The sequence below is a fragment of the Geodermatophilus sp. FMUSA9-8 genome (assembly GCF_037034165.1).
Lineage (GTDB): Bacteria > Actinomycetota > Actinomycetes > Mycobacteriales > Geodermatophilaceae > Geodermatophilus > Geodermatophilus nigrescens.
On sequence record NZ_JBAGKE010000011.1, the window covers coordinates 72,692 to 86,296 of the forward strand.

Genomic DNA, 13,605 nt, shown 5'->3' on the forward strand with positions numbered 1-13,605 from the left:
TGCCGGGAGTTGTCGGTGGCGTCCTGCACCCTGCTGGGGTGGACGCCGCCTCCCTGCTGCTCGGCCTGCTCCTCGGCGTGCTGCTCGGGGCGGCCGTCGCCCTCGGCGTGGTCGCCCTGCTGTCCCGCCGCCGGCCGGCCGACGACGCGCTGGAGCCGGTGCACGAGTCGCTCGACCACCTGCACCGCCTGCTCGCCGGCATCGAGCGCGACCGGGCCACCGCGCACGGCGAGCTGCGCGAGCAGATGGGCACCGTCGGGCAGACCAGCGCGCTGCTGCGCCAGGAGACGGCGGCCCTCGTGACGGCGCTGCGCACGCCGCACGTGCGCGGCCGCTGGGGCGAGGTGCAGCTGCGCCGGGTGGTCGAGGTGGCCGGCCTGCTCGAGCACTGCGACTTCGTCGAGCAGCCGTCCTCCACCAACGACGAGGGCGCCGGCGTCCGCCCCGACCTGGTGGTCACCCTCGCCGACGGCCGGCAGGTCGTCGTCGACGCCAAGGTGCCCTTCACCGGCTACATCGAGGCCGTGCAGGCCACCGACCAGGCGGTCCGCGACCAGCGGGTGGCCGCCCACGCCCGGCAGCTGCGCACCCACGTCGACCAGCTGGCCGCCCGCCGCTACCCCACCGCCTTCCGCCCGGCCGCGCCGTTCACCGTGCTGTTCGTCCCCTCCGACGGCTTCCTCACCACCGCGCTGGAGGCCGAGCCCGCGCTGCTCGAGCACGGCTTCGCCCGCGACGTCGTCATCGCCACCCCGAGCACGCTGCTCGCGCTGCTGCGCACCGTCGCGCACTCGTGGCGGCAGGAGCGCCTGGCGCGCGACGCCGACCAGGTCATCGAGGTCGGCCGCCGGCTGCACGCCCGGCTCACCACGCTCTCGGGCCACCTGACCCGGCTCGGCTCGGCGCTGGGCACCGCGCTCACCCGCTACAACGAGACGGTCGGCTCCTACGAGCGCTCCGTGCTCGCCGCCGCCCGCCGCTTCGACGACCTCGGCGTGGGCGAGACCGCGGTGCCGGCCCCGCCGGAGGTGGAGGCGGTGGTCCGGCAGCTGCGCCCCGCCCCCGACGACGACGTCCTGCCCGCCGACGACGAGCCGGTCACCGACGCCGTGCCCATCGCCGACGCCGTCCCGATCACCGACGCGCTCCCCCGCCCCGACGAGGTGCCGCTGCGCCGGCTGCCCGGGCTGGGCCGCCCCTCCGGCGCCGGATGACGTCCCGGGGTCAGCCGGCCCCGGCGGTCGCGCTGGACCCCTCCGTCACATCCACCCCGCCCCTCACCGAGAGTTGCCAAATCGATCCGGCGACGTGTCGCGCGTCGACGACACGATGTGCCCCGGCGGGCGGCTCCCCGTCGCTACGGTGAGCACCGACATCGGCCCGCCCCGGGCCGGTCCGGACGGGGAGGTACGCCATGGCCTCGGCGAGTGCAGCCGACACCTGGCGGGACGGCGGAGGCCGCGGCGAGCGTCCCCACGCCGGCCCGCAGGCCCCGCGCCCGGACCTGCCGCGCCTCGACGCGACGCCCGCCCGCGCGTCGCGCATGTCGCTGCCCCCGGTGCCGCCGCCCCCGCCGCGCCGCTCCGGCGGCCCGGCCCCCGACCGCCGTCCCGGCACGCCCGGTCCCGCCGCGGGCCCGGCGCCCGGCTGGGGCTCCGGCCGTCCGGTCGCCGACTCGCGCCCGCCGGCGGCCCGCCCGCAGCAGCGCACCCCCTACCCCGGCGTGCACCCGCTGGCGGACCGGGACACCCCGGAGCCGCCGCGCCGCGGCCGCGCCGCCGAGCGCCCGCGGGAGACGCCGCGCGAGACCCCGCGGGGCTCCTCGCGGACCGCGCCGGCGCCCGCGCCCGGCCTGCGCGGCAGCCTCGCCGTCCTCGGCATCTTCGTCATCACCCTCGCCGGCGGCGCCGTCGACTCGTTCCTCGACGTCGGACTCGGCACGCTGACGCTGGTCACGCTGGTCGCGGCCTCCGCCGTCGCCACGCTGCTGGTCCGCAAGCGGGACCTGCTGACCGTCGTCGTCGCCCCGCCGCTGGTGTTCGTCGCGGTGGCCGCGGTCAACATCGGGCTGGCGCCGTCGGCCGACTTCAGCGTGCCGACGATCGCCACCGTCCTCATCCGCGGGTTCCCCACGATGGCCGTCGCCACGGGCGTCGCGATCGTCCTCGGCGTCATCCGCTGGGCCGCCCGCCGCTGACGGCCCCGAACGCACGAAGGCCCCCTCCCGGTCGGGAGGGGGCCTTCGTGCGTCGCGGGGTCAGCGCGCGGGGCGGGCGGACTCGCCGCGCTCGGGCCGCAGCTCGCGGGGCAGCGCGAACACCAGCCGCTCCTCGGCGGCCTTGACCGACGAGACGTCGGGGTAGCCGCGCTCGGCCAGCCAGTCGAGCACCTCGCCGACCAGCACCTCGGGCACCGACGCGCCGCTGGTCACGCCCACGGTGGAGACGCCCTCGAGCCAGGCCGGGTCGATCTCGGAGGCGTAGTCGACCAGGTGGGACGCGCGGGCGCCGGCCTCCAGCGCCACCTCGACCAGCCGCACCGAGTTCGACGAGTTCGTGGAGCCGACGACGACGACCAGGTCGCAGTCGGGCGCCATCTGCTTGACCGCCTGCTGCCGGTTCTGCGTGGCGTAGCAGATGTCGTCGCTGGGCGGGGACTGCAGCCCGGGGAACCGCGTCTTCAGCTGGTCGACCGTCGCCAGTGTCTCGTCGACCGACAGCGTGGTCTGCGACAGCCACACCACCCGCTCGGGGTCGCGGACCTGGACGTTCGCGACGTCCTCGGGCCCGTCGACGAGCTGGATGTGCGACGGCGCCTCGCCGGAGGTGCCCTCGACCTCCTCGTGCCCGCGGTGGCCGATGAGCAGGATGTCGTAGTCGTCGCGGGCGAACCGCCGGGCCTCCTGGTGCACCTTCGTCACCAGCGGGCAGGTCGCGTCGATGGTGCGCAGCCGCCGGGCCGCGGCCTCCTCGTGCACCGCCGGCGAGACGCCGTGGGCGCTGAACACGACGACGGAGCCCTCGGGCACCTCGTCGGTCTCGTCGACGAACACCGCGCCGCGCCGCTCGAGGGTGGCCACCACGTGCTTGTTGTGGACGATCTGCTTGCGGACGTAGACGGGCGCGCCGTGCATCTCCAGCGCCCGCTCGACGGCCACCACCGCCCGGTCGACGCCGGCGCAGTAGCCCCGGGGATCGGCCAGCAGGACCCGTCCGCGCTGATCAGCCATGTCCCCACTGTAGGTCGCGCGCGACCCACGGCCCGGCTGCCGAGGGGAGTCGTGACACGACGCACGCCGCCCGACCGGGTGTCCGCGGTCCGGGCCGTGCTGCCGACGCCGACGCGCTGCGGCAGGCTGGGCGCATGTCCCGTGAGATCCCCGAGCCGGTCCGCGCCTCCGTCGGACTGGCCGCCACCGTCCTCGACGACGTCCGCAGCCTGCCCGCCACGCTCCCGGGCCTGCCGGTGCGCCTCGTGGGCCTCGCGCTGCAGGCAGCGATGAAGCTGCAGCAGCACTGGTCGGGGCTGGTGGCCCGCGGCGACGAGGTGCTCACCGGGCTCCGTGGCGACCGCGAGCCGGGCATGGCCACCTTCGACGACGACGAGGACGAGCGGTCCGGCGAGGCCCTGGTCGCCCAGCCGATCGACGTCCTGCGCACCTCCGCCTTCGACCGCGCCCCCGACGTCGACACCACGGGCATCTCCGACGCCGAGGTGGCGGAGCTCCCCGAGGACCCGGCCGCCGACGCGGTCGTGGCCGCCGTCGAGGACACCGCGGCCGTGCTCGACGAGACCGAGACGCTGACCGAGGTCGACGTCATGGAGATCGACGTCGACACCGACGCCGCCGGCCTGGTCGACGACGAGATGGCGGGCCTCCCCCAGGACCCGCCGCCGGCCGCCGTCGTCGCCGCGGTCGAGGACGTCACCGACCAGGTGCTCGGCACCGAGGAGGCCGAGGCCGCGCTCGACGCCGCCGACTCCGCGCTCACCGCCGAGGACGCGCTGGAGAGCGCGCTGCTCGAGGCCGAGGGCAGCGACTCGCCCGCGGTGCCGGCCGTCCCGGACGACGCACCCGCCGCCAGCGACCCGGGCGGCTCCCCCGTCGGTGAGCTCGCCGGCGCGCCCGACGTGGGCAGCGACGACGCCGCGACCCCCGACGCCGCCGACTCCGGCACGCCCGACACCGAGATCGGCACCGCCGACGACGCCGACACCGGCACGGCCGCCTCCCCCGACGCCGGCGTGCTGGGCGAGGACGCGGAGTCCGACGCGGCCGCGGCCGAGGACGCCGCCACCGAGGTCGACGTCCTCACCCCCGACGGCCAGGTGACGACCGTCGAGGGCACCGTCACCGACGAGGGCGTCGTCGCCCCCGAGGACGGCGGGGAGCAGGCCGCCGACGGCCAGGGCACCGCGACGGGCGAGGCGAGCGACGTCGTCACCGGTGAGCACGCCCGCGTCGACGAGGAGCTCGGCGCCGAGGCGGGCCCGGGCGAGGACTCCGGCGCGGCCACCGACACGGTCGAGCCCGAGCCCCTGACCGACACGGCGACCGACACGGCCACCGACGAGGGCGGCACGCCCGTGGCCGCCGCCACGGGCGTGCGCACCGACGTCGGCGATGCCGACACCGCCGAGGAGGACGCGGCCATCGCCGAGGGCGCGGCCGTGGACGCCGTCGGCGGGGAGTCCGACGCCCCCACCGACGACCCGGAGGGCGGCAGCGAGCTGTCGGGCTCGCAGGCCGCCGGGGCCGCGCCCGTCGACGGCTACGACTCCTTCACCGTCGCCCAGCTGCGCGGGCGGCTGCGCGGCTACCAGCTGGCCACGGTGGGCGACCTGCTCGCCTACGAGGAGGCCACCCGCAACCGGGCGCCGTTCGTCACCATGCTGCGCAACCGGCTCGAGAAGCTCGAGCAGCAGGCGGCCGACGCCAGCCCGCTGCAGCCCCGCGGCTAGCGGGCGGCGCATCCCCTCCCGGCGGCCCGGGACCCCCGAGGGTCCCGGGCCGCCGTGTCGGTACCGCCTGGCAGGCTCGACCCCCGTGACCGCTCCGTCGACCCCCGAGGCCCCGTGGCCCGTGCGCACGGTGGCCCGCAAGGTCGCCGAGTGGATCGGCCGGCTCGGCGAGGTGTGGGTCGAGGGGCAGGTCGCCCAGCTCTCCCGCCGCGGCGCGGCCACCGTCTTCCTCACCCTGCGCGACCCGGCGGCCGACCTCTCGGTGCCGGTCACCTGCGCCCGCGACGTCGCCGACCGGCCCGGCCTGGAGCTCACCGAGGGCGCGCGGGTGGTCGTCCGCGCCCGCCCCGACTACTACATCGCCCGCGGCTCGTTCTCGCTGCGCGCCACGGAGATCCGCGCCGTCGGCCTGGGCGAGCTGCTCGCCCGGATCGAGCGGATCCGCCGGCTGCTCGCCGCCGAGGGCCTCTTCGACGCCGCCCGCAAGCGCCCGCTGCCGTTCGCGCCGGCCGTCGTCGGCCTGGTCACCGGCAAGGACTCCGCGGCCGAGCGCGACGTGCTGGTCACCGCGCGGCGGCGCTGGCCGGCCGTGCGCTTCGCCGTCCACCACAGCCTGGTGCAGGGCGTGAACGCCGCCGGCTCGGTCATCGAGGGGCTGCAGCGGCTCGACCGCGACCCGGAGGTCGAGGTCATCGTCGTCGCCCGCGGCGGCGGGTCGGTCGAGGACCTGCTGCCCTTCTCCGACGAGGGGCTGGTGCGCGCCATCGCCGCCTGCCGCACGCCGGTGGTCACCGCCGTGGGGCACGAGACCGACACGACGCTGGTCGACCACGTCGCCGACGTCCGCGCCGCCACCCCCACCGACGCCGCGCACCGCGTGGTGCCCGAGATCGGCGAGCAGCGGCGGCTGGTCGACGGGCTGCGCGCCCGCGCCCGCCACCTGGTGTCGGTGCGGATCGAGCAGCAGGAGCGGTGGCTGGAGAACGTGCGCAGCCGGCCGGTGCTGGCCGACCCGCAGCGGCTGCTGCACGGCCGGGCCGACGACGTCGCCGCGCTGCGCGACCGTGCCCGGCGCACGCTCACCCACCGGGTGGAGACCGCCGAGCGCGACCTCGAGCACGCCCGCGCCCGGGTCGCCGCCCTCTCGCCGCAGGCGACGCTGCAGCGCGGCTACGCCCTCGTGCAGCGCGCCGACGGGGCGCTGGTCCGCGACCCGGGCGAGGTGTCCGACGGCGAGGCGCTGTCGGTGCGGGTCGCGGGCGGCCGGCTGCCCGTGCGGGTCGACAGGGAGGATGGGCAGCCGTGAGCGCACCCGAGCAGCCGACCCAGGACCAGCCGACGCAGAGCTACGAGCAGGCCCGCGAGGAGCTGGCCGACGTGGTGCGCCGGCTGGAGGCCGGCGGCCTCACGCTCGAGGAGTCCCTGGGGCTGTGGGAGCGCGGCGAGCAGCTGGCCGAGCTGTGCCGGCACTGGCTCGACCGCGCCCGCGAGCGGCTGGCCGCCGCGAGCCCGGGCGAGCAGCAGGAGAGCTGAGCGGGGGCTCAGCGCACCGCGACGGGGGCGACGGAGCCCGCCACCGTCTCGAGCTCGTCGTCGTCGGCCGAGCCGGTGACGACCGTGGTCACCTCGCCGTCCTCGAGGGTGAGGACCGTCTCGCCGCGCCCGCTGGTCAGCCGCGTCCAGGTGCGCCCGCCGAGGTCGACGGTGCCGTCCTCGGTGGCGTCGTCGAGGACGGCGGTCAGCTCCTCGGCGCGCGGGTCGTCCGAGGTGACGAAGCCCGCGTACTCGTCCGACGGCGTCAGGTAGCCGATCTCCAGCGTCACCGGCGCCCCCTCGGCGGCCTCGCCGGCGTCGGTGCGGGCGCTGGTGGGCCGGTAGCCGTCGGGCAGGCCCGTGGGCGCCTCGAGCTCGTAGCCCGCGCGGGACGCGGCGAACTGCACGGAGCTGCCCGGGTCGACCGTGCGCACCGGGTCGGTGCCGCTCTGCCGGAAGGCGATCCAGCCGACGACGAGCAGGCAGATGAGCACCAGCGGCGCCAGCGACCGGATCATGTTGGCCGCGCTCATCCGGTTGGCCCGCTCGACCGCGGTCGGCGCGGGGGGCGGCTGCTCCTGCGCGGGCTGCTGCTCGGGGGCCTGCTGGCCCGACGGGCCGGAACTGGTCATGCCCCTAGGATCGCAGCACCGATCCAGAACCCCGCCGCCCCGCATCGGGGCGGCGCCGCGCGCCCGACCGGCAACGGTGCCGGTCGATGGAGGTCCCCGTGACACTGCCCGTACCCGACGGCCCCGTGGCCCAGGCCCCGCGCGTGAGCACCTTCCGCACCGACCGTCCCGCCCCCGACCGCAACCTGGCCCTCGAGCTCGTGCGCGTCACGGAGGCCGCCGCCATGGCCGCCGGTCGCTGGGTCGGCCGCGGCGACAAGAACGGCGGCGACGGCGCCGCGGTCGACGCCATGCGCGCGCTGATCGGCACCGTGAGCATGCGCGGCGTCGTCGTCATCGGCGAGGGCGAGAAGGACCAGGCGCCGATGCTCTACAACGGCGAGCAGGTGGGCGACGGCTACGGCCCCGAGTGCGACGTCGCGGTCGACCCGATCGACGGCACCACGCTGATGGCCAAGGGCATGCCCAACGCCATCGCCGTCATGGCGGTGGCCGACCGCGGCGCCATGTACGACCCCTCGGCCGTCTTCTACATGGAGAAGATCGCCGTCGGCCCGGCCGCCGCGGACGCCGTCGACATCACCGCCCCGGTCGCGGAGAACATCCGCCGGGTGGCGAAGGCCAAGCACAGCTCGGTCGCCGACGTCACCGTCTGCATCCTCGACCGCCCGCGGCACGACCAGCTGGTGCACGAGGTCCGCGAGGCCGGCGCCCGCATCCGGTTCATCTCCGACGGCGACGTCGCCGGCGCGATCGCCGCCGCCCGCGAGGGCACCGGCGTCGACATCCTCATGGGCATCGGCGGCACGCCGGAGGGCATCATCGCCGCCTGCGCGCTCAAGTGCATGGGCGGTGCGCTGCAGGGCCGGCTGTGGCCCAAGGACGACGAGGAGCGGCAGAAGGCGGTCGACGCCGGCCACGACCTCGACCGGGTGCTGCAGATCGACGACCTGGTGCGCGGCGACGTCTTCTTCGTGGCCACCGGCATCACCGACGGCGAGCTGCTGCGCGGCGTGCAGTACCGCGCCGGCGGCTGCACCACGCAGTCGCTGGTCATGCGCTCGCGCTCGGGCACCATCCGCTCGATCGACAGCCTGCACTCGCTGGAGAAGCTGCGCGCCTACTCGGCGGTCGCCTTCGACCCGCACCACGACTGACGCACACCGCACGCGAGGACGGCCCCGGGGCGATCGCCCCGGGGCCGTCCTCGTCCGTACCGGTGGCTCAGTCGAGCCGCAGCTCGCAGGTGCCGGCCTGGTACTCGACCCGGCCCGCGCAGGTGCCGCCGTACTGCTCCCAGTCGGAGCCGACCGGGGTGTCGAGCCACAGGTCGTCGCAGACGGCCAGGTCACCGGCGAAGCAGGCGTCGGCCTGCTGCTGCCAGTCGCCCTCCTCGTCGACGCCGAGGCCGGTGGGCGGCACCGGGGCCGCCGTCGGGCCGCCGCTGCCGCCGGTGCTCCCGCCGCTGCCGCCCGCGCCGAAGCGCTCCTCGCAGGTGCCGAGGCTCTCGTAGGCGTCGCGCCCGCCGCAGGTGCCGGCGTAGTCCTCCCACGCCGAGTCGATCGGGGTGTCGGCCCACAGGCTGTCGCAGGCGGTCATGTCGCCGGCGTAGCAGGCGTCGGCCTGCTGCTGGAAGTCGCCCTCGGTGTCCTCGCCGAGGCCCACCGGGGGCTGCCCCGCCGGGAGGGCCCCGCCGCCGCCCCCGCCGCCACCGCCGGGGGTGGTCGACGAGGACGAGGACGAGGACGACGAGCTCGACGAGGAGCTGGAGCTCGACGAGGAGGACGTCGTCGTCGAGGCGGTGGTCGTGGTGGTCGGGTCGGCGACCGTGGAGCCCTCGTCGTCGCGCAGCAGGAAGAACAGCAGCACGCCGAGGCCCGCGATGAGGACGACGCCGACCACGGTGAGGATGACGGCGAGGTTCTTCTTCGGCTTCGGCGCCGGCTGGCCGTAGGCGCCCTGCTGGCCGTAGGGCTGCTGGCCGTAGGGCTGCTGCCCGTACTGGCCGTACTGGGCGTTCGGGTCGTAGCCCTGCTGCCCGTACTGCTGCGCGTACTGCTGCCCGTACTGGGCGTTGGGGTCGTAGCCCTGCTGGCCGTACTGCTGCCCGTACTGGGCGTTGGGGTCGTAGCCCTGCTGCCCGTACTGCTGCCCGTACTGGGCGTTCGGGTCCTGACCCTGCTGCCCGTACTGCTGCTGCCCGTAGGCGTTCGGGTCGGGCTGGCCGAAGGGGGCCGTCTGCTCGCGCGGGTCGCCCGGCTGGCCGTACTGGCCGGCCTGGAACTGCGAGGTCGGCGGCGCCGGCTGACCGAACTGCGCGGTCGGGTCGTCGGACTGCCCCCAGCCCTGCTGCCCGGGCTGCTGGCCCGCGGGGTCGTTGCCGCCCTGCGGCGGCGTCGGCGGCTGGGACATCGGCGGACTCCTCGGTTCTGGTCGCTGGCGGGGCCAGGCTAGGTCGGGCGATCGGGACGAGCGAGCACCGCCCGGTCACGGGGAGGCGGCGGAGGACGCCACCCGCCCCACGGCTCACGCCAGCCGCGGGGCCCCCTCCGGTGACGTCCCGAACGATCCCCTGACGTGCTGGAACGGACTGGTGCGCGACTTGGGCGGGACCGCAAGCCCGGCCCCGTCCAGGGCACCGCCGCGAGCGTGCGAGCTATGGGGAGGACGGGGTCCCTCCTCAGTCCAGCTCGGTGCAGTACGGCACGGTCCAGGCCTTGACCCGGCCGCCGCAGGTGCTGCCGTACTCCTCGTAGTCCGACAGCGGCGCCGACTCCATGTAGAGGTCGTCGCAGGACTGCAGGTCGCCGTCGAAGCACTCCTGCGCGTAGGCGTCGAGCACCGGGTCGGGGCCGAGCTCGCCGGGCGGCACGGGGTCGGTCTGCTCGACCGGCCCGAGGCCGCCGACGGCGTAGGGGTCGGCGTACCAACCGGCGTCCTCGCTGACGCCGCCGAACATCGCCTGGCCGATCGCCTCGCCGGCGGCGGTGCCGGCGTCGTCGGCCGCCCCGCGCAGCAGCAGCGCGCCGACGACGGCGGCCAGCACCATGCCGATGACCAGACCCGCGACGACGACGGCGATCCCGCCGGGGCCGAGCGGGCGCGGGGCCGGCGCGGCGGGCGCCGCGGGCGCGGCCGGCACGGGGCGGCCGGCGGCCGGCTCCCAGGTGCCCCACGGCGTCCAGCCGCCGGTGGGGGCGGTGCCGTACGCGGGGTCGTGCGGAGGTGTCACGGGGGCTCCTCGGGCGGGGTGGTCCGGCGACGCTAGCCACCCCCGGGGCCGCCGTCCCGCATCCCGACCGGAGCCTCCCCACATGGAGCGGGACCGGGCCTCTCTAGGGTCACGCCAGCAGCAGCGAACCCACCGACACCACACGGGAGCCAGCGTGGCCACCGAGCAGGAATTCCGCGTCGAGCACGACTCCATGGGGGAGGTCCGCGTCCCCGCCTGGGCCAAGTGGCGGGCCCAGACCCAGCGCGCCGTCGAGAACTTCCCGATCTCCGGCACCCCCATCGAGCGCGAGCTCATCGCCGCGCTGGCCGCCATCAAGGGCGCCGCGGCGCGGGTGAACGCCGACCTCGGCGTCCTCGACCGCGGCGTCGCCGACGCGATCGCCGCCGCGGCCGCGGAGGTCGCCTCCGGCACGTGGGACGACCACTTCCCCATCGACGTCTTCCAGACCGGCTCGGGGACGTCGAGCAACATGAACACCAACGAGGTCCTGGCCACCCTCGCCACCGAGGCCTCGGGCACCCCGGTGCACCCGAACGACCACGTGAACGCCTCGCAGTCGTCCAACGACGTGTTCCCCTCGGCGATCCACGTGGCCGCGACCCGCGCGATCGTGCGCGACCTGGTGCCCGCGCTGCAGCACCTGGAGGCCTCGCTCTCGCGCAAGGCCGGGGAGTTCCGCGAGGTCGTCAAGAGCGGCCGCACCCACCTCATGGACGCCACCCCGGTCACCCTCGGCCAGGAGTTCGGCGGGTACGCCGCGGCGGTCCGCTACGGCGTCGAGCGGCTGCAGGCCTCGCTCCCCCGCATCGGCGAGCTGCCGCTGGGCGGCACCGCCGTCGGCACCGGCATCAACACCCCGCCCGGCTTCGCCGCAGCGATCATCGAGCGGCTCGCCGGCGAGCTGGACCTGCCCCTGACCGAGGCCCGCGACCACTTCGAGGCGCAGAGCTCGCGCGACGGGCTGGTGGAGGCCTCCGGCCAGCTGAAGACGATCGCCGTCGGCCTCGTGAAGATCGCCAACGACCTGCGGTGGATGGGCTCGGGCCCGCGCACCGGCCTCGGCGAGATCCAGCTGCCCGACCTGCAGCCGGGCAGCTCGATCATGCCGGGCAAGGTGAACCCGGTGATCCCCGAGGCGGTCATCCAGGTGGCCGCCCAGGTCATCGGCAACGACGCCGCCGTCACCTACGCCGGCACCACCGGCGTCTTCGAGCTCAACGTGACGCTGCCGCTCATGGCGCGCAACGTGCTCGAGTCGATCCGGCTGCTGGCCAACGTCAGCCGGATCCTGGCCGACCGCTGCGTCGACGGGATCGTCGCCAACGTCGAGCAGTGCCGCACCTACGCGGAGTCCTCGCCGTCGATCGTCACGCCGCTGAACAAGTACATCGGCTACGAGGAGGCCGCGAAGGTCGCCAAGCAGTCGCTGGCCGAGCAGAAGACGATCCGCCAGGTGGTGCTCGAGCGCGGCTACGTGGAGCAGGGCAAGCTCACCGAGGCCCAGCTCGACGAGGCCCTCGACGTCCTGTCCATGACCCACCCCTGACGGGCCGCCGGTCCGCTCCGGCGGGGTGGGCGGGAGCCCGCTCCACCCCGCCGGGGGACGGTCGCTGTCGTCGGAGTGGCCGGACGGCGATAGCGTCGGGCCACCATGACCGAGACAGCCAGCACCCCCGAGGTATCCCTCCGGCACCCGGGGGGTGAGCTCCCGCTGCGCACGGTCCCGGCCACGGAGGGCGCCTCCGGGCTCGACGTCTCCAAGCTGATGGCGACGACCGGACAGGTCGCGCTCGACGTCGGCTTCGTGAACACCGCCTCCTGCACGTCGGCGATCACCTACATCGACGGCGACGCGGGCGTCCTGCGCTACCGGGGCTACCCGATCGACCAGCTCGCCGGGAAGGCCAGCTTCCTCGAGGTCACCTACCTGCTGATCCACGGCGAGCTGCCCACCGCCGACCAGCTGGCGGCCTTCGACGACAACCTGCGCCGGCACACCCTCCTGCACGAGGACCTCAAGCAGTTCTTCCAGGGCTTCCCGCGCGACGCGCACCCGATGCCGGTGCTGTCCTCGGCGGTCAGCGCCCTGTCGACCTTCTACCAGGACTCGCTGGACCCCTTCGACCCGCGGCACGTGGAGATCTCCACCGTCCGGCTGCTGGCGAAGCTGCCCACGATCGCCGCCTACGCGTACAAGAAGTCGGTCGGGCAGCCGTTCCTCTACCCCGACAACTCCCTCGGCCTGGTCGAGAACTTCCTGCGGATGACCTTCGGCTTCCCGGCCGAGCCCTACGAGGTCGACCCCGACCTCGCCGCCGCCCTCGACATGCTGTTCGTGCTGCACGCCGACCACGAGCAGAACTGCTCGACGTCGACCGTGCGCCTGGTCGGCTCCTCCCACGCCAACCTGTTCGCCTCGGTCTCGGCCGGCATCAACGCGCTGTTCGGTCCGCTGCACGGCGGGGCCAACCAGTCGGTGCTGGAGATGCTGGAGGCCATCCAGCGCGACGGCGGCGACATCGGCCGGTTCGTGGCGCGGGTGAAGGACAAGGAGCCGGGCGTCAAGCTCATGGGCTTCGGCCACCGGGTCTACAAGAACTACGACCCGCGCGCGGCGATCGTGAAGCAGACCGCCGACACCGTCCTGGACAAGCTGGGCGGTGACAACCAGCTGCTGGACCTCGCGCGCCAGCTCGAGGAGATCGCGCTGTCCGACGACTACTTCGTGCAGCGCAAGCTCTACCCGAACGTCGACTTCTACACCGGCCTCATCTACCGGGCGATGGGCTTCCCGACGCGGATGTTCACCGTGCTGTTCGCCCTCGGCCGGCTGCCCGGCTGGATCGCCCAGTGGCGGGAGATGATCGAGGACCCGACGACGAAGATCGGCCGGCCGCGCCAGGTGTACACCGGCGAGACCGAGCGCGCCTTCGTCCCCATCGGCGAGCGCTGACGGGCGGGCGCCATGGGCAGTGATCCGGCCGAGGACGTCCTGGTCCTGCCACCCATCCCCCTGGCCACCGGCCGGGTGCTGCGCGAGGACGACCGGACGCTGGAGGTGACCGCCGTCGAGGTGGTCGTCTCCACCGCCGACGGCACCCAGCACCGGATCGCGCTGGTCCCCCGGCACGGCGCCTGGTGGGCCCCCGACCGCTGACCTCCCCGTGCGGTCCCGCGGGGACGCACCGCGCACCTCCGCGGGACCGCCCGGCACCCCGGCCGGTCCCCCGACCGGGCGGAACC

At 75.5% G+C, this 13,605-nt stretch carries 13 protein-coding genes; 9 read left to right on the plus strand and 4 right to left on the minus strand.

The window, feature by feature from the left end; all coding sequences use genetic code 11:
- The first annotated feature begins 38 nt into the window (after positions 1-38).
- Positions 39-1,214, plus strand: a complete 1,176-nt coding sequence (locus WA616_RS20565; protein WP_336032781.1) for a DNA recombination protein RmuC — start codon at positions 39-41, stop codon at positions 1,212-1,214.
- A gap of 200 nt (positions 1,215-1,414) precedes the next feature.
- Positions 1,415-2,197 (plus strand): DUF6542 domain-containing protein, encoded by a 783-nt coding sequence (locus WA616_RS20570; RefSeq protein ID WP_336032782.1) that lies wholly within the window; start codon positions 1,415-1,417, stop codon positions 2,195-2,197.
- A 60-nt stretch (positions 2,198-2,257) separates the two neighbouring features.
- Here WA616_RS20570 and WA616_RS20575 read toward each other — a convergent pair whose 3' ends face one another.
- Complete coding sequence (locus WA616_RS20575) at positions 2,258-3,229, minus strand: 4-hydroxy-3-methylbut-2-enyl diphosphate reductase (RefSeq protein ID WP_336032783.1); 972 nt, start codon at positions 3,227-3,229, stop codon at positions 2,258-2,260.
- Positions 3,230-3,363: 134 nt separating this feature from the next.
- Here WA616_RS20575 and WA616_RS20580 point away from each other — a divergent pair, with 134 nt between their 5' ends.
- The 3 genes from WA616_RS20580 (at position 3,364) to WA616_RS20590 (ending at position 6,495) form a co-directional block, all read left to right on the plus strand.
- A complete protein-coding gene (locus tag WA616_RS20580) occupies positions 3,364-4,962 on the plus strand; it encodes a hypothetical protein (RefSeq protein ID WP_336032785.1) in 1,599 nt (532 codons plus the stop codon).
- A gap of 85 nt (positions 4,963-5,047) precedes the next feature.
- Entirely contained in the window at positions 5,048-6,268 is a 1,221-nt protein-coding gene (gene xseA / locus WA616_RS20585; RefSeq protein ID WP_336032786.1) for an exodeoxyribonuclease VII large subunit, read from the plus strand.
- The gene (locus WA616_RS20590) at positions 6,265-6,495 is read left to right on the plus strand and encodes an exodeoxyribonuclease VII small subunit (RefSeq protein WP_336032787.1); all 231 of its coding nucleotides are present in this window, start codon (positions 6,265-6,267) and stop codon (positions 6,493-6,495) included. The genes xseA and WA616_RS20590 overlap by 4 nt, the downstream gene beginning before the upstream one ends.
- Before the next feature lie 8 nt (positions 6,496-6,503).
- On the opposite strand, the gene WA616_RS20595 is transcribed toward WA616_RS20590, so the two are convergent.
- Positions 6,504-7,127 (minus strand): DUF4245 domain-containing protein, encoded by a 624-nt coding sequence (locus WA616_RS20595; RefSeq protein WP_336032788.1) that lies wholly within the window; start codon positions 7,125-7,127, stop codon positions 6,504-6,506.
- 98 nt (positions 7,128-7,225) lie between these two features.
- Between WA616_RS20595 and glpX the strand changes: the two genes are divergently transcribed.
- Positions 7,226-8,284 (plus strand): class II fructose-bisphosphatase, encoded by a 1,059-nt coding sequence (gene glpX / locus WA616_RS20600; protein WP_217651111.1) that lies wholly within the window; start codon positions 7,226-7,228, stop codon positions 8,282-8,284.
- Positions 8,285-8,351: 67 nt separating this feature from the next.
- Here glpX and WA616_RS20605 read toward each other — a convergent pair whose 3' ends face one another.
- Together WA616_RS20605 and WA616_RS20610 are read right to left on the minus strand one after the other, a co-directional pair.
- Positions 8,352-9,539, minus strand: coding sequence for a hypothetical protein (locus WA616_RS20605; protein WP_336032790.1), 1,188 nt, complete (start codon positions 9,537-9,539; stop codon positions 8,352-8,354).
- A 268-nt stretch (positions 9,540-9,807) separates the two neighbouring features.
- Complete coding sequence (locus WA616_RS20610) at positions 9,808-10,359, minus strand: hypothetical protein (protein ID WP_336032792.1); 552 nt, start codon at positions 10,357-10,359, stop codon at positions 9,808-9,810.
- 154 nt (positions 10,360-10,513) lie between these two features.
- Between WA616_RS20610 and WA616_RS20615 the strand changes: the two genes are divergently transcribed.
- The 3 genes from WA616_RS20615 (at position 10,514) to WA616_RS20625 (ending at position 13,519) form a co-directional block, all read left to right on the plus strand.
- The gene (locus tag WA616_RS20615; protein WP_073418672.1) at positions 10,514-11,908 is read left to right on the plus strand and encodes a class II fumarate hydratase; all 1,395 of its coding nucleotides are present in this window, start codon (positions 10,514-10,516) and stop codon (positions 11,906-11,908) included.
- Between the two features lie 105 nt (positions 11,909-12,013).
- Positions 12,014-13,315 (plus strand): citrate synthase, encoded by a 1,302-nt coding sequence (locus tag WA616_RS20620; protein ID WP_073418671.1) that lies wholly within the window; start codon positions 12,014-12,016, stop codon positions 13,313-13,315.
- Between the two features lie 12 nt (positions 13,316-13,327).
- A complete protein-coding gene (locus WA616_RS20625) occupies positions 13,328-13,519 on the plus strand; it encodes a hypothetical protein (protein ID WP_336032794.1) in 192 nt (63 codons plus the stop codon).
- Positions 13,520-13,605 lie beyond the last annotated feature (86 nt).

Coding starts and splice junctions, on each gene's coding strand:
- WA616_RS20575 (WP_336032783.1), bottom strand. CDS start 3,229: ATGGCTGATCAGCGCGGACGGGTCCTGCTGGCCGATCCCCGGGGCTAC.
- WA616_RS20570 (WP_336032782.1), top strand. CDS start 1,415: ATGGCCTCGGCGAGTGCAGCCGACACCTGGCGGGACGGCGGAGGCCGC.
- WA616_RS20605 (WP_336032790.1), bottom strand. CDS start 9,539: ATGTCCCAGCCGCCGACGCCGCCGCAGGGCGGCAACGACCCCGCGGGC.
- WA616_RS20620 (WP_073418671.1), top strand. CDS start 12,014: ATGACCGAGACAGCCAGCACCCCCGAGGTATCCCTCCGGCACCCGGGG.
- WA616_RS20580 (WP_336032785.1), top strand. CDS start 3,364: ATGTCCCGTGAGATCCCCGAGCCGGTCCGCGCCTCCGTCGGACTGGCC.
- WA616_RS20625 (WP_336032794.1), top strand. CDS start 13,328: ATGGGCAGTGATCCGGCCGAGGACGTCCTGGTCCTGCCACCCATCCCC.
- WA616_RS20595 (WP_336032788.1), bottom strand. CDS start 7,127: ATGACCAGTTCCGGCCCGTCGGGCCAGCAGGCCCCCGAGCAGCAGCCC.